Raw genomic sequence first — 19,048 nt, 5'->3', positions numbered from 1 at the left:
CGTGCCGATCAGCCCTTGCGGGGCAGTTGCGGGACCAGGCTGCGCTTGCCGCCATCCTTGCCCTTGGGCTCCGGCTTCTGCGCCACGACCTTCTTGGCTGCAGGCTTCTTGGCCACTGCCTTGGGCGGCTTCGGCGCGTCTTCCGGCTCTTCCTTCTTCGGCTTCACCGGCGCCTCGTCGGCCAGCGATTCGAGCTTCAGGCCGGTCTCGCCGGTTTCCTTCTTCTCGACGGTGACGCGCACCGTGCCGCCCTTCTTGAGCTTGCCGAACAGCACCTCGTCAGCCAGTGGCTTCTTGATGTGCTCCTGGATCACACGGCCGAGCGGCCGCGCGCCCATGCGCTCGTCATAGCCCTTGTCAGCGAGCCAGGCGATCGCATCCGGCGACAGGTCGAAGGTGACGCCACGCTCGGAGAGCTGCGCCTCGAGTTGCATGACGAACTTCTGCACCACCTGATGGATGACCGGCACCGGCAGCGAGCCGAACGGGATGATCGCATCGAGACGGTTGCGGAATTCCGGCGTGAACAGCCGGTTGATCGCCTCGACATCGTCGCCTTCGCGCTTGGTCGAGCCGAAACCGATCGCCGCGCGCTGCGCATCCGATGCGCCCGCATTGGTGGTCATGATCAGGATGACATTGCGGAAGTCGATCTGCTTGCCGTTGTGGTCGGTCAGTTTGCCGTGGTCCATGACCTGCAACAGGATGTTGAACAGATCCGGATGCGCCTTCTCGACCTCGTCGAGCAACAGCACGCAGTGCGGATGCTGGTCGACGCCGTCGGTGAGCAAGCCGCCCTGGTCGAAACCGACATAGCCGGGAGGCGCGCCGATCAACCGCGAAACGGTGTGGCGTTCCATATATTCCGACATGTCGAAGCGGATCAGCTCGACGCCGAGCGAGGCGGCTAGTTGCTTGGCCACTTCCGTCTTGCCGACACCGGTCGGACCCGAGAACAGATACGAGCCGATCGGCTTTTCCGGTTCGCGCAGTCCGGCACGGGCCAGCTTGATCGCCGAGGTCAGTGCCGTGATGGCAGTATCCTGGCCATAGACGACCCGCTTCAACTCGATATCGAGGCCTTGCAGCACCTTCTCGTCATCGGCCGAAACCGTCTTCGGCGGGATGCGCGCCATGGTAGCGATCGTTGCTTCGATCTCCTTGATGCCAATGGTCTTCTTGCGCTTGGCTTCCGGCACCAGCATCTGCGAGGCGCCGGTCTCGTCGATCACGTCGATCGCCTTGTCCGGCAGCTTGCGGTCGTTGATGTAGCGCGCCGACAGCTCGACCGAAGCCTTGATGGCTTCCGAGGTGTAGCGGACCTTGTGGAACTCCTCGAAATAGGGCTTCAGGCCCTTCATGATCTCGATGGCGTCCTCGATGGTCGGTTCGTTGACGTCGATCTTCTGGAAGCGCCGCACCAGAGCGCGGTCCTTCTCGAAGAACTGGCGGAATTCCTTGTAGGTGGTCGAGCCGATGCAGCGGATCCCACCCGACGACAGAGCAGGCTTCAGCAGGTTCGACGCGTCCATGGCGCCGCCCGAGGTGGCTCCTGCCCCGATCACCGTATGAATCTCGTCGATGAACAACACCGCACCCGGATAGTCCTCGAGTTCCTTGACGACCTGCTTCAGCCGTTCCTCGAAATCGCCACGGTAGCGCGTGCCGGCCAGCAGCGTGCCCATGTCGAGCGCGAAGATGGTGGCGTTGTGCAGCACTTCGGGAACGTCGCCCTCGACGATGCGCTTGGCGAGACCCTCGGCGATCGCCGTCTTGCCGACGCCCGGATCGCCGACATAGAGCGGGTTGTTCTTGGAGCGGCGGCACAGCACTTGGATGGTGCGGTTGATTTCCGACTCGCGGCCGATCAGCGGGTCGATCTTGCCGGCCTTGGCCTTGTTGTTGAGGTTGACGCAATAAGCCGTCAGCGCATCCTGCTGCTGCTTCTTCTTGCCGCCTTCCTCTTGCGGCTCGGCGCCATTCTGGCCGCCCTGCTCGTCATCGGCGCCGCGCGGCGAGCGCGTTTCCGATGCGCCGGGGCGCTTGGCTATGCCGTGCGAGATGTAATTGACCGCGTCGTAGCGGGTCATCTGCTGTTCCTGCAGGAAATAGGCGGCATGGCTCTCGCGCTCGGCGAAGATGGCGACGAGCACGTTGGCCCCCGACACTTCCTCGCGGCCCGACGACTGCACATGGATCACCGCGCGCTGGATGACGCGCTGGAAGCCGGCGGTCGGCTTGGAATCCTCGTCGTAGCCGGTGACCAGATTGTCGAGCTCGGTGTCGATATAGGTCAGAACAGTGTGCTTCAGCTCATCGAGATCGACGTTGCAGGCGCGCATGACGGCGGCCGCCTCGGTGTCGTCGATCAACGCGAGCAGCAGATGTTCAAGGGTTGCGTATTCATGGTGCCGCTCATTGGCGAGCGTCAGCGCCTGGTGAAGCGCCTTTTCCAGGCCTTGGGAGAAAGCCGGCATGTTACCTCACTTCTTCTCCATCACGCATTGCAGCGGATGCTGATTCTGTCGGGCGAAATCCATGACCTGAGACACTTTGGTCTCGGCCACCTCGAATGTATAGACCCCGCACTCGCCCACTCCATGATTGTGAACATGAAGCATGATGCGTGTGGCGGCTTCGCGGTCCTTCTGGAAAAAACGCTCCAGCACGTGAACCACGAACTCCATGGGAGTGTAGTCGTCGTTGAGGATGAGGACCCGGTAAAGGCTGGGCTTCTTGGTCTTGGTTTTGGTGCGCGTGATAACGGCCGTCCCGCGGCCGGCCTCATTGCCGTCGCCGCCGCCGTTTTGCATCCGCGCCACTTGTCTCATGGCAGTCAAACTGATCGTCACGTAATCCTGCCTCGTTCGAATCCTCATGCGAGTTCGACATGTAGGTGTTCGATGGACGATTTTAAGCCCTTCTGGTTAGCTGACAATATGGCTAGGTGACCAAACTTGGCGGATTTTCGCAATCGTGAAGCGCTACGCCGCCGCGAACCGGAAATTAGCATGAAAAAACCCGGCCGCGTTTCCGCGACCGGGCTTTGTCCCGGGCCCAAAGGGCCGGATCTGAAAGTGTCAGGGCGAAAATTACCTCGCCCGGGCGAAATTACTTCGCCTTGGCAACGATCGATTCGAACGGCTTGTAGGCTTCCTTGGCGAGTTCGGCATAGAGATCGCCAATCTTGGTGGCCTCGGCGACGAATGCCTCGTAGGACTGCTTGGCATAGTCGGTCTGGATCTCGATCGCCTTGTCCAGCGACTTGGCCGAAAACAGCTTCTCGACAGCAGCGCTGCCGGCCTCAAAGCTCTTCTTGGTGTACTCACCGGCCTCGGTGGCGATCGCCTGGGCGCCCTTGGAGAGCGAAGCGAAGCTCTTCAAACCGGTGTCGGCGAATTCCTTGCCGTATTTGCTGAAGTCCTCATAGGTCTGGGTCATTTCACGATTCCCTTGACGGTTGAGGCGTCCTTCTTCGGGGCGCCGTTGTGCAATGCACCTCAATATATTGTGCGCCGCACAAAAGTCAATATTTCACCGGCGTGCGAGGCTCGCCTGCGCAGGCAATGGCTAAAAATCAAATAAAGTGTGTTTCAAGCCCGAAGAAAATGGTGAACGCGGCGGTTACCATAAACGGATTGGTAACGCTGCCCCGTTAGCTTGGCTGAAAGTGAGGCAGGACCCTTTGCCGCCTCCAACGCAACGAAGAATTCAAGGGAAATATCAGTGCGTCAGGCGTTGTTGGGCATCGTTTCCAAATCCACTTCCCCCCTCAAAGCGATCATGGTCCTCGCCCTGGCGATGACGTTCGTTTGCTCCGACGTTGCCGCCTCGCTGGCAGCGCGGCAGGCGGCCATCGTTGTGGACGCCAAGACGGGCAAGGTGCTGTACTCCGCGGATGCCAATGGCAGGCGCTATCCGGCGTCGCTGACCAAGATGATGACGCTTTATCTGACCTTCGAAGCGATGGCGAAGGGCAAGATCAGCCGGAACACGCCTGTCGTGTTTTCCGCCAAGGCCTCCGCCGAGGCGCCAACGAAACTCGGCGTGAAGCCGGGCGGTTCGGTCTCGGTCGAAACCGCGATCCTGTCGATCGTCACCAAGTCGGCGAACGACTCGGCCACTGCCCTCGGTGAAATGCTTGGCGGCGATGAATCCACTTTTGCCCGCATGATGACCGCCAAGGCGCGGGCTCTCGGCATGAACGGCACCGTCTTCCGCAACGCCAACGGCCTGCCCGACCCCGGCCAGTTCACCACCGCGCGCGACATGGCCACGCTCGGCATTGCGCTCAGGGAACATTTTCCCCAGTACTACGGCTATTTCTCGCAGCGCTCGTTTCTCTACGGCCGCCAGCGCATCAACGGTCACAACCGACTGCTCGGCCGCATCAAGGGCGTCGACGGCATCAAGACCGGCTATACCCGTGCCTCCGGCTTCAACCTCGTCTCATCGGTGGCCGACGGCAACCGCCGCCTTGTCGCCGTTGTCATGGGCGGCACGTCGGGCGGCAGCCGCGACAACCAGATGGCGTCCCTGATCAACACCTACCTGCCAAGGGCCTCGACCCGCGGTGGCGGCGACCTCGTCGCCAAGGCCGACAGCAGCAACCCGGTCAAGGCCCTCGCCAAGGTTCTTTTGCCCAAGCACGACGCGCCGACCCCGGACGACAAGCCGGTCGCGGTGGCCAGCGCCGATGACGCCGTTGCCGACGACGCGACGGCTGCGCAGGGTGATGACGAAGAGAGCGCCGAGGCCGAAGCGCCCAAGCTGGTTGCCCCGGCAAAGAAGGTGAAGACGGTCATCGTCTCAGCGCCCAAGGTCGCCAGCGCACAGGTCGTGGCCGCCTATGCCGAGCCGGCGGCGGCCGCCGAGCCGGCGCCAACCGTCGATCCGGTCAACACCGCTTCGGTGCCGTCGGGTTGGGCGATCCAGGTCGCCTCTTCGCCGAAGCAGTCGGAAGCCCAGGCCGTCCTCGACAAGACCAGCAAGCAGGCGCCGAAGGCGCTGGCGGATGCTTCCGGCTTCACCGTCGCCTTCGACAAGGACGGCGTCACCTATTACCGCGCCCGTTTCGGCGGCTTTGGTTCGAAGGACGCCGCCTGGAAGGCCTGTACCGCTCTAAAGAAGAAGAAAATCGAGTGCTACGCCGTCCAGCAGTAGGGCGGCGTGGAAGTAATCTCCCGGAAAATTTCTGCGTCGAAGGAGACTAGTTGTGATTGGAGAGCAAGACGTCCTTGGCTTCGTTGATTCGCGCCGCCAGGAAAGACGTGCCGCCGATATCGGGGTGCAGGCGCTGCATCAGGCGGCGGTGCGCCTTGCGGACATCCGCCGCGGCGGCCCCCGCTTCAAGACCAAGGACCTTGTAGGCCTCCTCCTTAGTCATGGCGCCCGGACCTGGCGCAACACCCAGCCCTTCGCCACCGTTCGTCTCAGTGTTTTTGCGCCAGACGGGAAATCTGCCGTCAAGATACGTCTCTAGCAACTGGCGGCTCTCCGCATCGGCGGAGAGTTCGCGGTAGAGATGCTGCAACTCCGCAAGGCCCATCGCACCAAGCATCTTGCCGTCATGGCGGCCGGCCAGAACCAGCCCTTCGAGGCCGCCGGTATCGTGATCCAGCTCCATTTCAAGCGCTGCCGTCCGCACCGTTGAGCGTTTTCCCGGCGCCGGCTTGACATCAGGCCGGTTCTTGCGCGTGGCAGCATACCAGCCGATCGCCGCAAACAGCACGACGCCGCCGATTCCGCTTCGTTCGACCAGAAGCACGGCGGCGCCCACCAGTGCCAGCAGGATCGGTCCCAGTGTTCTCATGCCGGTTGCCAAGCGGGCCGGATCGGCCCGGAGGAAGGCCGAGGCAACGCCCAGGAGCACCAGCAGCAATGCGACCAGACCGATAATTGCGCCTAACATTTCCCACCGCCCCGCAGATGCCCTGTCCGCCTGGACAGCCGCGTGATGTCATCCAACACTTTTTCTGCGCCGGAATGAAGGCTTTCACCTGGACAGGAAGAAGACCGCCATGCGGAATGGCTCCCCAGCCCTGTGGACCTTGTCGGCTTCGCCAGCTTTTCATCGCGCATGGATTTCAAGATGTGGCGTTGTCGCGCCGCTTGCAAGTCCAGAGCGAAGCAAGATGGAGGGCCAGAAAAGCCCGCGCCAAAACAGACAGCACTTGCGCGCGATGGCCTACAGCAAGCCGAGATCGGCAAGCTCGCGCCTGAGTTTCGGCGGCATCTCGACCAGTCCCGCCTTGCCTTTGCCGAGATCAGGTGGTGCATCCGACGGTTTCAAATAGCGCCACCCCTGGAAGGCCCGACGCGGCTGCCAATCGGTGCGCACGACTTGCGGATCGAGCATCAGGCGGCAGCGACCGATGCCCTCGTCGTCAATGAAAGGCCGGATCTCGGTGATCAGCTGCCGGCATTGCACATTGCCCTTGATCACCCAGTAGAGCGAACCGCCATCGGTGACCTCGGCGCCGCGCGTCGGCACCATGCGGGTGGTGTGCCAGTGTTCGGCCGGTTCGCCGGCCCGGCGCCGTTCGTCGAGGCGGAACTCGATCCATTCCTCGAGATCCTCGACGCTGTCGCAGCCGACGCACAGTTTTAGCAGATTGAGAGCCATTCGCTAAGGTTAGTCCGGAGCGCCGGGACGTCAACGGCCTGAGGGACTTCTCCACAGTGCCAAGCGTTGCTCAGCACTCCACGACATTGACGGCGAGACCGCCGAGGCTGGTTTCCTTGTACTTCTCGTTCATGTCGAGGCCGGTCTGGCGCATGGTCTCGATCGCCGCGTCGAGAGGCACGAAATGGACGCCGTCGCCCTTGATCGCCAGCGACGCGGCCGTCACCGCCTTGACCGCGCCGAGCGCATTGCGCTCGATGCACGGCACTTGCACCAGCCCGCCGACCGGATCGCAGGTCATGCCGAGATGGTGTTCGAGCGCGATTTCGGCGGCATTCTCGACCTGCTCGGGCGTGCCGCCCATGACGGCGCACAGGCCGGCCGCGGCCATCGCCGAGGCGGACCCGACCTCGCCCTGGCAGCCGACCTCGGCGCCCGAGATCGACGCATTGGTCTTGATGATGCCGCCGACGGCGGCAGCCGTCAGCAGGAAGTCACGGATGCTCGGTTGGTCGGCCTCGGGATGGAAATGCAGCCAGTAGCGCAGCACCGCCGGCAGCGTGCCGGCCGCACCGTTGGTCGGCGCGGTTACGACGCGGCCGCCGGCGGCATTCTCCTCGTTGACCGCCATGGCGTAGATCGACAGCCAGTCATTGGCGAGCAGCGGATTTGGCCGGTTCTGCTGCCACTGTTCCTGCAGCTTGTCGTGCAACTGCCGGGCCCGACGCCGCACCTTCAACCCGCCCGGCATGATGCCGTCCTGCGACAGGCCACGATCGATGCAGCTCTTCATCGCACCCCAGATGGCGTCGAGGCCGGCGTCGAGGTCCTCGCGCGACATCTGCGTTTCCTCGTTGACGCGCTTCATCTCGGCGATGGAAAGCCCGCTCTTGGCCGCCATCTTGAGCATCTCGACCGCGTTCTTGAAGGGATAAGGCACTTTCTTGCCTTCTGATGTCACCGACCCCTTGGCCTTCACGCGCTGCAGCTCTTCTTCCGACACCACGAAGCCGCCGCCGATCGAATAGTAGATGCGCTTGAGCAGCAGGCGTCCGCCGGCGTCATAGGCATGGAACGCCATGCCGTTGGCATGGCCGGTAAGCGGTGTCTTGCGGTCGAGCACCAGATCGGTTGCCGGATCGAAATGGTAGGACGGGTGACCTGGCGGTGAAATCATCTTGTCGGCGGTGATGCGGCTGATGATGCCGTCGGCCTGGTCCGGATCGACTGTTTGCGGGGTCTGGCCGGCAAGGCCAAGGATGACGGCGCGGTCGCTGCCATGGCCGATGCCGGTATAGGCGAGCGAGCCATGCAGGCTGGCGCCGATGCGGGCAACCTTGGCGCCGGCGGGGCGCGGCCAGTCGTCTCCGGCGACCTCGTCGAGAAACCGCCGCGCGGCCGTCATCGGCCCCATTGTGTGCGAGCTCGAGGGGCCAATGCCGATCTTGAACAGGTCGAAAACCGAAAGGAACACGCTGTCTCCTGGAGTCGCGTCGAGGACTCTACATATAGGAATTCCCAGGAATGTTTCCGCTCTTTTGACGGGCGCGGCGCAGCACCTGCCGACCTTGTTTGCTCCGGCAGCGACATTGCCGCCGATCACGGGAGCCGGCATCGAAGCCACCACGCTGGATGTGATAAATTCAGCCCATGGGCGATTCCTTCTATCTTTCGATGGCTGATCTCGGGGCGCTGGCCTTCTTCCTGATCGCGTGGCTCCTGCATACGCTCGCCTCGGACGGCAAGCTGGTCAGCCGCATGTCGCTGACGACGGCGATGAATGCACAGCGCGAAGCCTGGATGCGCACCATGGCCGAGCGCGAAATCCGCATCGTCGACACCGCCATCATGAGCGGCCTGCAGCAGGGAACCGCCTTCTTCGCGTCGAGTTCGCTGATCGCGCTCGGCGGCTGTTTTGCCTTGCTCGGTGCGTCCGATCGGGTGCTGGAAGTGCTGAGCAACCTGCCGCTCGGCGGCGCCCCATCGCGCCCGGCCTTTCAGATCAAGGTGCTGGGGCTGGTGCTGATCCTCGCCTTCTCCTTCTTCAAATTCGGCTGGGCCTACCGGCTGTTCAACTATTGCTCGATCCTGATCGGCGCCGTGCCGATCCCGCATGGCGAAGCCTCGCGCAATCCGGTCACGGAAACCGCGGTGTGGCGCGCGGCGCAGATGAACATGCTGGCCGGCAAGCATTTCAACTCGGGCCTGCGCGGCGTGTTCTTCTCGATCGGCTATCTCGGCTGGTTCGTTGACCCAGTGGTGTTCGTGCTGTCGACGCTTCTGCTGCTGGCCGTGCTGGTGCGGCGCCAGTTCTTCTCGGCGGCGCGACGCGCCGTCATCGGTCAGCCGCCCGGCCCGGGAAAGGGCTGATCGATGCGGCCGGAAAGCCAATAGGCAAAAAGCCCGATCCATTCGCGGAGCGCTATGGTGGTGTTCTGCACGGAATCAATCGCATTGTCGCGAAACAAGCCGACACCTTCCTTGCCGGAGGTGTGATAGTCGACCGGCCATGGAACGGTTGGAAAACCAGCCTTGTCGAACAGTGCCTTGGCCCGTGGCATGTGGAAGGCGGAGGTCACCAGCAGCCAGGTCTCGCCCGGCTTCGGCTCGACAAGTTTGCGGCTGAAGACAGCATTTTCGTAGGTGTTGCGGGACTTGTCTTCCAGGACAAGACGATCGGCCGATACACCGAGCGGAACGAGCAGGCGGGACGCGGTGTCGGCGTCCCCCTCGGCGTCGATGAAAAACGCGCCGTGACCGCCTGATACAACCACCTTGGCCTGTGGGAAGCGCCGGGCGAGGATTGCGGTCTCGACCATGCGATCGCCGCTGCTGCTCAATTCATAGCCGCCACGCGCGAGGTTAATGGCGCCCTCGAAGCCGCCGCCGAGCACGACGATGCCGTCGACCTTTTGCGGCAGCGGCGGCCGTGGAAAGCGCTCCTCGAGCGGGTTCAGCATCATCGCGCCAAGCGACGTCCAGGTCGAGAGCGCCAGGATTAGAAACGCCAGGACACTGCCGGTGAAGGCCAGCCGCCGCCGGCCGATCAGCCCGGCAATCAATCCCGCCAGAAGCAGGAAGATCGTCAGGTTGAGCGGCTGGATGAAGAACCAGAAGACCTTGGAAAGATAGAAGAACATCGCTCACCCCTTCAGATGATCGATACCCTTACCACCACTTCTCAGGCTGAAATGTGCCGGCCGCCTGCTCGATGACGGCAGCGGTCTGGAAAAGCGTCTCTTCCTCGAACGGCCGGCCGATGAGCTGCAGGCCAAGCGGCAACCCCTTGGGGTCGAGGCCGGCAGGCACGGCGATGCCCGGCAGGCCGGCCATGTTCACAGTGACGGTGAAAATGTCGTTGAGGTACATTTTCACCGGATCGGCCGCCATGTCCTCGTCGGCGATGCCGAAGGCGGCGGACGGCGTCGCCGGGGTCAGGATGACGTCGACGCCGGCAGCGAAGACATTTTCGAAGTCGCGCTTGATCAAATTGCGTACCTTCTGCGCCTGCAGGTAGTAGGCGTCGTAATAGCCGGCCGACAGCACATAGGTACCGATCATGATGCGGCGCTTGACCTCGCGGCCGAAACCGGCGGCGCGGGTCTTCTCATACATCTCGACAATGTCCTTGCCTGGCACGCGCAGGCCGTAGCGGACGCCGTCATAGCGCGCCAGGTTGGACGACGCCTCGGCGGGCGCCACGATGTAATAGGCCGGCAGTGCGTATTTCGTATGCGGCAGGGAAATGTCGACGATCTCGGCGCCGGCATCCCGCAGCCAGGCAATGCCCTTCTGCCACAGCGCCTCGATCTCTTCGGGCATGCCGTCGACGCGGTATTCCTTGGGAATGCCGACCTTCATGCCTTTGATCGGCTTGCCGATGGCCGCCTCATAGTCCGGCACCGGGCGGTCGACGGAGGTGGTGTCCTTCGGATCGACCGAGGCCATCGACCTGAGCAGGATCGCGGCGTCGCGCACGTCGCGCGCGATCGGACCGGCCTGGTCGAGCGACGAGGCGAAGGCGACGATGCCCCAGCGCGAGCAGCGGCCATAGGTCGGCTTGATGCCGACGGTGCCGGTGAAGGCCGCCGGCTGGCGGATCGAGCCGCCCGTATCGGTCGCCGTCGCGCCGGCGCACAGGAACGCCGAGACGGCGGTTGCCGAGCCGCCGGAAGAACCGCCCGGCACCAGCTGCGCGTTGTCCAGGCTGCGCTGGGTTTTCGTGCCGCCGGCCGAGACGAAACCGCCGTCGCCCTGATGCGTCGTCGGCATCACCACTGTGTCGAGGCGCGAACGCCGCCACGGGTTGATGACCGGGCCGTAATACGACGTCTCGTTGGACGAGCCCATGGCGAACTCGTCCATGTTGAGCTTGCCGAGCATGACCGCGCCATCCGCCCACAGATTGGCGGTGACAGTCGATTCGTAGAGTGGCTTGAAGCCGTCGAGCACGTGGCTGCAGGCCTGGGTGTGGACACCTTCGGTGCCGAACAGGTCCTTAATCCCCAGCGGAATGCCTTCCAGCGCACCGCCCTCGCCCTTGACCAGCCTGGCGTCGGACGCCTTGGCCATGTCACGCGCCCTGTCGCCAGTCACCGCGACATAGGCATTGAGCGCCGGATTGGCGCGATCGATGGCCGAGAGATAGGCCTCGGTGATCTCGGTCGCGGTGATTTCCTTGCCGCGCAGCTTGGCGCGGGCCTGTGAAATCGTCAGTCTGGTCAGGTCGCTCATCAAAGGCTCTTTTCGTAAAACACCGACCACTTGGAATCGGGATAATCCAGCACCGGGCCGCAGCGCGAAAACCCGGCACGTTCGTAGACGGTCCAAGCGGCGGGATGGCGGTCTCCCGTCTCCAGCACCAGCCGCTTCAGCCCTTCCTGACGCGCCAGCGCCTCGACGCGCTCAACGATGCTGGCGCCGATTTTCTGGCCGCGATGCGAAGGCCGCGTATACATGCGCTTGACCTCGCCAATGGCGCCGCCATGGCGCTTCAGCGCGCCACAACCGACGGCGATGCCATTGTCGCGGGCGATGAAAACGGTCGTGTCCTGACCGGCCATCTGCTCCACTGTCAGATGATAGCAGTGCTCCGGCGGCGTCAATTCGAGCAAGGTCTCGTTGAGTTCCTTGACCAGGCCGCGCACATCGTCCTGCAACGGTGTCTCGATGGCGATCTCGATTGCCATCGGCGCCCTACTCCACGACCTTCGGCACGAGGAAGAAATTCTCTTCGGTCGCCGGCGCATTGGCGACGATGTCGGCCGCCTTGTTGCCGTCGGTGACGACGTCCTGGCGCTTCTTCATCTCCATCGGCGTCACCGAGGTCATCGGCCCGACGCCGGAGACATCGACCTCGTTCAGTTGCTCGACGAAGCCCAGTATGGCGTTCAGTTCGCCGGTCATGCGTTCTGCATCTTCTTCGCTCACCGCGATGCGGGCGAGACGCGCGACGCGCTTCACAGTCTGAAGATCAACGGACATAGATTTTGCCTCGGGGAAAACCAGTCCGGGCTATAGCGGCGCCGCGCGCGCGGCGCAACATGCATCATGCGAGAGACCAGGCCGTGGTGGCGCGCTGGCTCACGGCCATCGGTCCAAGGACAAGTCTATGGCAAGGCGACGCCCTCGCACAGATAATAGCTGCCGCTGTTGCCGCTCGCTTCGCTTTCGTCATCGATCGGCCGGACCGATACGAGATCGATCTGCGTCGGGCTGATCCGCGTCACCGACAGGACATCGGGAAAGACATAGCCTGGCTCCTGGCAGATGGCCGTCACCGCCCAGCTCGGCGGGCGTGTCGCCTTGCTGACCTGCACGAATTCGCAATTGTATTCAACGCCCTGCAGGCCATGCACGGAAAGCACGATGTTGCCGGCATCGATCAGCCTCTGCAGCGTGTCCTTCCTGGCCTGCGTGCAAAGCTCCTCGGACTGCAGATAGACGCCTTCGATGAAGTCATCCGCGGCGAGCGCGGGCGATGCCGCGACAAACATCGACACACAAAGAGATCGCCCCAACGCCATGGATTTGTTCCGCTTTGGCTGTTTCTAGATCGTAATCGTTTCACCGATTTTCGGCAACGCGACCTTCACACCGGACCCTTCGAGGCCGGCCTCGAATTTCTCGGGCGTCGGATCGATCATCGGAAACGTGCCGAAATGGCAAGGGACGACCGTGTCGAACTTGAAGAAGCGCCGGCAGGCAAGTGCCGCCACCGCGCCGCCCATGGTGAAACGATCGCCGATCGGCACGATGCCGATCTTCGGCTCATGCAATTCGTTGATCAGCGCCATGTCGGAAAAGATGTCGGTATCGCCCATATGGTAGAGCGTCGGGTCGTCCGGGAAATGCAGGACCAGCCCGCCCGGATTGCCGAGATAGACGTTCTTGCCGCCTTCTTCGCCAAACGAGGAAGAGTGCAGCGCCTGGACGAAAGTGGTGGTGAAGCCGCCGCAATCGACCGTGCCGCCGATATTGCCGGGATTGATCTTGCCGCCGTCGGCGCCCTTGCCGACCAGATACATGCAGATCTCGAAATTGGCGACCAGCTGCGCGCCGCTCTTGCCGAGCACTTCCAGCGCGCCGCTGATATGGTCGCTGTGTCCATGCGTCAGCAGAACATGCGTGATCCCTTCGGCCGGCCCTTCCCAGCCGCCCGTCCAGGACGGGTTGCCGATCAGAAAGGGGTCGATGAGGATCTTGGCGTCGTCGGTTTCGATACGGAAGGCCGAATGGCCGTACCAGGTCAGTTTCATGAAATGCATTCCTCGATTATTGCCGGGCCAGAGGATAAAACGCCGATGACCTCGATATCAAAGGGTATAGTGTCCGCCGCGCATCCGGAAGGACGCACGCTGCTGAAAAAGACAAGGGAAAACCGTTGGCTATCATCACGATTGAGCAATTGCCGGCATGGCTCGCCGACGGCAGGACGCTGGCGGGGCTCGATCTCGGCGACAAGACGATCGGCGTCGCGGTTTCCGACCGGGGATTCGCCTTCGCTCACCCGCGCCCGGTCATCATGCGGAAGAAATTCTCGCTCGATGCCGCCGTGCTTCTGGCATTACTGAAGAAGGAGAATGTTGGCGCGGTGGCGATCGGGCTGCCGATCAACATGGACGGGTCGGAAGGTCCGCGCGCGCAAAAATCGCGCGCCTTCGTGCGCAACATGGCGCAGCTGAGCGACCTGCCCTTTGTGTTCTGGGATGAACGGCTGTCGACGGTGGCGGCCGAGAGGACGTTGATCGAAATGGATTTCTCGCGCGCCAAACGTGCCGGCAAGATCGATTCGGCGGCCGCGGCCTTTATTCTGCAGGGAGTCTTGGACCGGCTTCAGTCGCTCGATTCAGGCGATCGAACGGAATTGGGCGGTCAAGCGGAACCGGGCCCGAACGACGACGCCTGACCCAATCCAGAATTTCGCGGCGACGGCGAAAAGCCCATATCGCCATCAGCAGAAATCCGTCGAAGATACAGGCCTTTCCCACCATTCCCGGGATGATCGCGGGATCGATGCCGAGCATCTGGCCATAAAGCTGGAACACGAAATCATGCAGCTGCCGGGTCAGCATCACATAGCCGAAATTCATGTCGTTGAGCGACAGGTAGAACCAGCCCCAGAACAGCGCCATCGGGGCCGCCCACAATGCGAAGATATAGCGCATCAGCGGCCTCCCTTCCCGTTCGGCCCGGTCCGGCCCGATATCAGGGAAAGCAGCGAATTGTGGGCCGCTGCCTTCGCCATGCTGTGCGCCGTGGCGCGAAAATCGGCGTCATCCGACGCGGCCGCTGAGCGCCGCTCGGCGAGCATCGCGACATAGGAAGCCAGAAGTGCCGCCAATTGCACCGCGACGACCATGAACAGCCCGTTGATGCCTTGCGCGGCGCCACCGATCAGGATCATCGACAGGACGCCGGACGCGGAAATGAAGGCGATGCGAACGACGCTGTCGGCGCCCGGGCTGGCCGCATCGTTGATCAGCGTATCGACAAAGGCCCAGAAGAACAGCACCGCCACGACCAGCAAGGCGATCGCCAGCGGCGCGACCACGACGACGTTCTGCAGATCGACGAACCGGGCGCTCTCAACGGTCACACCGAGCACGCCGAGGGCCGCCGCCACGCCACGGTCTCCATCTATGCAGATCAGCGCCAGCAGGGCGAAGACAATCGCCCAGTGCACAGACAGAAAGGAGGTCAGTACGTGTCGCATCGTGGTCCCTGCTTCGGCAGGAATGACAGTGGGCTTTGCCGCCCGCCGCCGCAATGGAAACCATTTGTTAAGGTTAACGGCGATCCACAGGACGCACTCACGATGTCCTCGGATGCGTTGAACCGATCGAAAAATCGAGCGGTGCGCCGCTCTCGGCTCAGTTCACCGGCGGATAGAGCGTGTCGATGATCATGCGCGCGTCGTGGCGCGAATCGATCATGCCGTAGGTGTTGCGCCACTGGCCGGCCAGGCGGGTCTCGACGAAGGCATCGGCAATCCGCCCTGCCCCCAGCCGGCGCAGCTCCGCCGCCGCGGCCGACAACGCCAGCTGTTCGGTCAGCAGGCGCGCCGAGCCCTCGTCGGTCGAAGCCACCTGCATCGCCGCCTTCAACACGCCGATCGTGCCGCGCCCGCCGGCGCCGAGGTCGCGGTCGATGCCGGCCAGCACCTCATCGAACAGGCCGGGCGCGCGCCCGAGCACGCGCAGCACATCGAGCGCCATGACATTGCCCGACCCTTCCCAGATCGCGTTGACAGGCGCTTCGCGGTAATAACGAGCGAGCGGCGCCTCCTCGACATAGCCATTGCCACCGAGACACTCCATCGCCTCGTAAAGCAGCGGCGGCGCGATCTTGCACACCCAGTATTTGACCACCGGCGTCATGGCGCGGGCAAATGCCGCCTCGCCGCGATCGCTCGCCGCTTCGTCGAAGGAGCGCGCCAGCCGGAACGACAGCGCGGTTGCGGCGGCGACATCCAGCGCCATGTCGGCCAGCACGCGCTGCATCAGCGGCTGTTCGATCAAGGTCGAGCCGAACACCTGGCGATGGCGAGCATGATGAACCGCTTCCGCCAGTCCTGCCCGCATGATCGCCGAGGACGCCACCGCGCAGTCGAGCCGAGTCAAGGTCACCATGTCCATGATCGTCTTCACGCCGGCACCTGGCTCGCCGACCATCTCGCCGATGGCGTTGACGAATTCGACCTCGGAAGACGCGTTGGAGCGGTTGCCGAGCTTGTCCTTCAGCCGCTGGAAGCGGAAGCCGTTGCCCGACCCGTCGCCGAGCACGCGCGGCACGAGGAAGCACGACAATCCTTCCGGCGCCTGCGCCAGCACCAGGAAGGCGTCCGACATCGGCGCCGACATGAACCATTTGTGGCCGGTCAGGCGATAGAAGCCGCTGCCGGCGCGCTCGGCCCTCGTCACATTGGCGCGCACATCCGTGCCGCCCTGTTTTTCGGTCATGCCCATGCCGAGCGTCAGCCCGGTCTTCTCGACCGGCGGCTTCTGGCTCTGGTCGTATTTGCGCGTCGTCACGCGCGGCGCCCATTCACGAAACAGCTTCGGGCTGGCCATCAAAGCCGCCAGCGAGGCGCTGGTCATAGTGATGGGGCAGAGATGCCCGGTCTCGAGTTCGGCGGTCAGGTAGAAACGGGCGGCGCGCACCTGATGGCGGCGGCCGATCTCGGCGTCGCCATTTTCCCAGACCGAGGAATGCAACCCGTTCGCCACCGAGCGGCGCATCAAGGCGTGGTAGGCGGGGTGGAACTCGACGAGGTCGATGCGACGTCCCTGCCGGTCATGGGTCCTGAGCTTCGGTGTCTCGACATTGGCCAGGCGCGCCAGCTCCTGCGCCTCCTGCGTCAGGACGAAACGGCCGAGACCGTCGAGGTCCTTGCGCACCGGGTCGGAAAAGCGCTCGGCAAGCTGGATCAGCAACGGATCGCCTCGCCAGGCGTTGCCACCCGTCAGCGTCGGCGGCTGGTTCGTCACGTCGTCGGTCACAATTCGTCCCTATCGTCGGAAAGCCTCGAATCCGGGGCCATCGGCTAGATATAGCCAAGCGTTGCCGCGTGCGCGACGAAAATACCGGGGAGAAAGGCGCCAATCCAAAGCTGGTGCTTGCGGGCGCAAAATCCGCACCCTATAGCAGCGCCTTGAGATGACCGACGCTTCGTCCCTGCCACTCTACCCTCACCGCCATCTTCTGGGCATCAGCGACCTTTCGCCCGCCGACATCGAGCTGTTGCTCGACCGGGCGGATCGGGCCGTCGCGATTTCGCGGCAGTCCGAAAAGAAGACCTCGACGCTGCGCGGCCGCACCCAGATCAATCTCTTCTACGAGGCCTCGACCCGCACACAGTCCTCTTTCGAGCTGGCCGGAAAGCGGCTCGGCGCCGATGTCATGAACATGTCGGTGGCAAGTTCTTCCGTGAAGAAGGGCGAAACGCTCATCGACACGGCGATGACGCTGAACGCCATGCGGCCCGATATATTGATCATCCGCCATCAGTCGGCGGGCGCTGCCGCCCTGCTGGCGCAGAAAGTCGGCTGCTCGGTGGTCAATGCCGGCGACGGCGCGCATGAACACCCGACCCAGGCGCTGCTCGACGCACTCACCATCCGCCGCGCCAAGGGGCCGCTGTCGAAATTGATCGTGGCGATCTGCGGCGACATCCTGCATTCGCGCGTGGCGCGCTCCAACATCATGCTGCTCAACGCGCTTGGCGCGCAGGTACGGGTGGTGGCGCCTTCGACGCTGCTGCCGTCCGGCATCGAGAAGATGGGCGTCATCGTCACGCGCTCGATGGCCGAAGGCCTCAAGGACGCCGACGTGGTGATGATGCTGCGCCTGCAGCGCGAGCGCATGGAGGGCGCCTTCGTGCCTTCGGTGCGCGAATATTTCCGCTATTTCGGCCTCGACGCCGAAAAGCTGAAGGCCGCCAAGGACGACGCGCTGGTGATGCATCCCGGCCCGATGAACCGCGGCGTCGAAATCGCCTCGGAAATAGCCGACGGCCCGCAAAGCGTGATCCAGGAGCAGGTGGAGATGGGCGTCGCCGTGCGCATGGCGGTGATGGAAGCGCTGCTCGACCCGCGTCGTAATCAAGAGGGCCGCAACCAGGAGGGTCGCGGCGCATGAGCACGACAGTCTTTGAACGCGCCCGTATCGTCGACCCCTCGCGCGGCATCGACGAAGTCGGCTCAGTCATCGTCGAGGGCCGCAAGATCGTTGCCGCCGGCAAGGCGGCGTTGAACCAGGGCGCGCCCGATGGCGCCGCGACCATCGATTGCGCCGGCAAGGCGATCATTCCCGGCCTAATCGATGGCCGCGTCTTTATCGGAGAGCCGGGCGGCGAGCATCGCGAAACCATCGCTTCGGCAAGCGTCGCCGCGGCCGCCGGCGGCGTCACCTCCGTCGTCATGATGCCTGACACTGATCCGGTCATCGACAATGTCGCGCTGGTCGAGTTCGTGCTGCGCACCGCCAAGGACACGGCGATCGTCAACGTCTTCCCGGCGGCGGCGATCACCAAGGGCCTCGACGGCCGCGAGATGACCGAATTCGGCCTGCTGCGCGAGGCCGGCGCCGTCGCCTTCACCGATGGCCGCCACACCATCGCCAGTTCGCTGGTGATGCGCCGGGCGCTCACCTATGCCCGCGATTTCGGCGCCACCATCGTGCACGAAACGCAGGATGCCGACCTCGGTTCGTCAGGCGTGATGAATGAAGGCCTGTACGCGAGCTGGCTCGGCCTTTCCGGCATTCCGCGTGAAGCCGAATCGATCCCGCTCGAGCGCGACCTGGCTTTGGCGCGGCTGACGCGCGGCTCCTACCACGCGGCAAAAATCTCGACGGCCATGGCGGCAAACGCCGTGACCCGCGCCAAAGCCGATGGTGCGGCGGTGACATCCGGCGTGTCGATCCACAACCTGTCGCTCAATGAAAACGATGTCGGTGAGTACCGCACCTTCTTCCGCCTGACACCGCCATTGCGCGCCGAGGAAGACCGGCTGGCGATGATCGAGGCGGTCAGGGATGGCACGGTCGACATCATCGTCTCCTCGCACGATCCGCAGGATGTCGACACCAAGCGCCTGCCCTTCGCCGATGCCGCGGCCGGCGCCATCGGGCTGGAGACGCTGCTGGGCGCCGCCTTGCGGCTCTACCACAATGGCGATGTGCCGCTGCTGCGGCTGGTCGAAACGCTGTCCACCGCGCCGGCCAGGCTGTTCGGACTGCCCGGCGGCACGCTGAAGCCGGGCTCAGTCGCCGACCTCGCGATCGTCGATCTCGATGAACCCTGGATCGTCAGTGAAGGCGGCATTCGCTCGCGCTCGAAAAACACCTGCTTCGAAGGCGCGCGGCTGCAAGGCAAGGTCTTGCAAACACTGGTCGCGGGCCGCACAGTGTTCTCGGCATAGA

Annotated in this window: 20 protein-coding genes; 5 read left to right on the top strand and 15 right to left on the bottom strand. The window is 63.6% G+C overall.

The genetic code is table 11. The features are described from left to right. Positions 1 to 8: 8 nt before the first annotated feature. The 3 genes from clpA to JG747_RS20635 form a co-directional block, all read right to left on the bottom strand. Positions 9 to 2,477: an ATP-dependent Clp protease ATP-binding subunit ClpA gene (gene clpA, locus JG747_RS20645; protein ID WP_202359915.1), complete on the bottom strand. Its 2,469-nt coding sequence runs from the start codon at positions 2,475 to 2,477 to the stop codon at positions 9 to 11. A gap of 6 nt (positions 2,478 to 2,483) precedes the next feature. After that, positions 2,484 to 2,813, bottom strand: a complete 330-nt coding sequence (gene clpS, locus JG747_RS20640; protein WP_010909565.1) for an ATP-dependent Clp protease adapter ClpS — start codon at positions 2,811 to 2,813, stop codon at positions 2,484 to 2,486. 298 nt (positions 2,814 to 3,111) lie between these two features. Next, entirely contained in the window at positions 3,112 to 3,441 is a 330-nt protein-coding gene (locus tag JG747_RS20635; RefSeq protein ID WP_010909566.1) for a phasin family protein, read from the bottom strand. A gap of 285 nt (positions 3,442 to 3,726) precedes the next feature. On the opposite strand from JG747_RS20635, the gene JG747_RS20630 reads away from it, so the two are divergent. Next, entirely contained in the window at positions 3,727 to 5,163 is a 1,437-nt protein-coding gene (locus tag JG747_RS20630) for a D-alanyl-D-alanine carboxypeptidase (protein ID WP_202359914.1), read from the top strand. Positions 5,164 to 5,209: 46 nt separating this feature from the next. Here JG747_RS20630 and JG747_RS20625 read toward each other — a convergent pair whose 3' ends face one another. From JG747_RS20625 to JG747_RS20615, 3 genes are all read right to left on the bottom strand, one after another. Next, positions 5,210 to 5,911: a DnaJ domain-containing protein gene (locus JG747_RS20625; protein WP_202359913.1), complete on the bottom strand. Its 702-nt coding sequence runs from the start codon at positions 5,909 to 5,911 to the stop codon at positions 5,210 to 5,212. Between the two features lie 276 nt (positions 5,912 to 6,187). Then, positions 6,188 to 6,625 (bottom strand): DUF1489 family protein, encoded by a 438-nt coding sequence (locus tag JG747_RS20620; protein WP_069092196.1) that lies wholly within the window; start codon positions 6,623 to 6,625, stop codon positions 6,188 to 6,190. A 70-nt stretch (positions 6,626 to 6,695) separates the two neighbouring features. After that, positions 6,696 to 8,099: an L-serine ammonia-lyase gene (locus tag JG747_RS20615; protein WP_069092197.1), complete on the bottom strand. Its 1,404-nt coding sequence runs from the start codon at positions 8,097 to 8,099 to the stop codon at positions 6,696 to 6,698. Between the two features lie 176 nt (positions 8,100 to 8,275). On the opposite strand from JG747_RS20615, the gene JG747_RS20610 reads away from it, so the two are divergent. Continuing rightward, on the top strand, positions 8,276 to 8,995 hold the full coding sequence (locus tag JG747_RS20610) for a DUF599 domain-containing protein (protein WP_019858224.1): 720 nt from the start codon (positions 8,276 to 8,278) through the stop codon (positions 8,993 to 8,995). On the opposite strand, the gene JG747_RS20605 is transcribed toward JG747_RS20610, so the two are convergent. The 6 genes from JG747_RS20605 to JG747_RS20580 form a co-directional block, all read right to left on the bottom strand. After that, positions 8,968 to 9,765 (bottom strand): YdcF family protein, encoded by a 798-nt coding sequence (locus JG747_RS20605; RefSeq protein WP_019858225.1) that lies wholly within the window; start codon positions 9,763 to 9,765, stop codon positions 8,968 to 8,970. The genes JG747_RS20610 and JG747_RS20605 overlap by 28 nt on opposite strands. Before the next feature lie 28 nt (positions 9,766 to 9,793). Further along, positions 9,794 to 11,359, bottom strand: a complete 1,566-nt coding sequence (locus JG747_RS20600) for an amidase (RefSeq protein WP_019858227.1) — start codon at positions 11,357 to 11,359, stop codon at positions 9,794 to 9,796. After that, the gene (locus tag JG747_RS20595) at positions 11,359 to 11,814 is read right to left on the bottom strand and encodes a GNAT family N-acetyltransferase (RefSeq protein WP_010909574.1); all 456 of its coding nucleotides are present in this window, start codon (positions 11,812 to 11,814) and stop codon (positions 11,359 to 11,361) included. The genes JG747_RS20600 and JG747_RS20595 overlap by 1 nt, the downstream gene beginning before the upstream one ends. 7 nt (positions 11,815 to 11,821) lie before the next feature. Further along, a complete protein-coding gene (gatC, locus tag JG747_RS20590) occupies positions 11,822 to 12,109 on the bottom strand; it encodes an Asp-tRNA(Asn)/Glu-tRNA(Gln) amidotransferase subunit GatC (protein WP_019858229.1) in 288 nt (95 codons plus the stop codon). Positions 12,110 to 12,234: 125 nt separating this feature from the next. Beyond that, positions 12,235 to 12,651 (bottom strand): hypothetical protein, encoded by a 417-nt coding sequence (locus JG747_RS20585; protein WP_202359912.1) that lies wholly within the window; start codon positions 12,649 to 12,651, stop codon positions 12,235 to 12,237. 24 nt (positions 12,652 to 12,675) lie between these two features. Continuing rightward, positions 12,676 to 13,383: a metal-dependent hydrolase gene (locus JG747_RS20580; protein WP_027046857.1), complete on the bottom strand. Its 708-nt coding sequence runs from the start codon at positions 13,381 to 13,383 to the stop codon at positions 12,676 to 12,678. 125 nt (positions 13,384 to 13,508) lie between these two features. On the opposite strand from JG747_RS20580, the gene ruvX reads away from it, so the two are divergent. Then, a complete protein-coding gene (gene ruvX / locus JG747_RS20575; protein WP_051112828.1) occupies positions 13,509 to 14,033 on the top strand; it encodes a Holliday junction resolvase RuvX in 525 nt (174 codons plus the stop codon). On the opposite strand, the gene JG747_RS20570 is transcribed toward ruvX, so the two are convergent. The 3 genes from JG747_RS20570 to JG747_RS20560 all read right to left on the bottom strand — a co-directional run bounded on the left by JG747_RS20570 (position 13,933) and on the right by JG747_RS20560 (position 16,626). Then, entirely contained in the window at positions 13,933 to 14,292 is a 360-nt protein-coding gene (locus JG747_RS20570) for a DUF6105 family protein (protein WP_080643738.1), read from the bottom strand. The two genes, ruvX and JG747_RS20570, sit on opposite strands and share 101 nt — an antisense overlap. After that, complete coding sequence (locus tag JG747_RS20565) at positions 14,292 to 14,840, bottom strand: hypothetical protein (RefSeq protein ID WP_019858234.1); 549 nt, start codon at positions 14,838 to 14,840, stop codon at positions 14,292 to 14,294. The genes JG747_RS20570 and JG747_RS20565 overlap by 1 nt, the downstream gene beginning before the upstream one ends. A gap of 157 nt (positions 14,841 to 14,997) precedes the next feature. Continuing rightward, positions 14,998 to 16,626, bottom strand: coding sequence for a DNA alkylation response protein (locus JG747_RS20560; protein WP_202359911.1), 1,629 nt, complete (start codon positions 16,624 to 16,626; stop codon positions 14,998 to 15,000). Between the two features lie 157 nt (positions 16,627 to 16,783). Between JG747_RS20560 and JG747_RS20555 the strand changes: the two genes are divergently transcribed. Next, a complete protein-coding gene (locus JG747_RS20555; RefSeq protein ID WP_019858236.1) occupies positions 16,784 to 17,764 on the top strand; it encodes an aspartate carbamoyltransferase catalytic subunit in 981 nt (326 codons plus the stop codon). Beyond that, positions 17,761 to 19,047, top strand: a complete 1,287-nt coding sequence (locus JG747_RS20550; RefSeq protein WP_202359910.1) for a dihydroorotase — start codon at positions 17,761 to 17,763, stop codon at positions 19,045 to 19,047. Before JG747_RS20555 ends, JG747_RS20550 begins: the two co-directional genes overlap by 4 nt. Position 19,048: the final 1 nt, after the last annotated feature.

It is taken from the genome of Mesorhizobium sp. 131-3-5, from assembly GCF_016756575.1.
Classification (GTDB): Bacteria; Pseudomonadota; Alphaproteobacteria; order Rhizobiales; family Rhizobiaceae; genus Mesorhizobium; species Mesorhizobium jarvisii.
The sequence above is the reverse complement of the archived record's forward strand: the minus strand, read 5'-3'. Positions and strand labels throughout refer to the sequence as shown.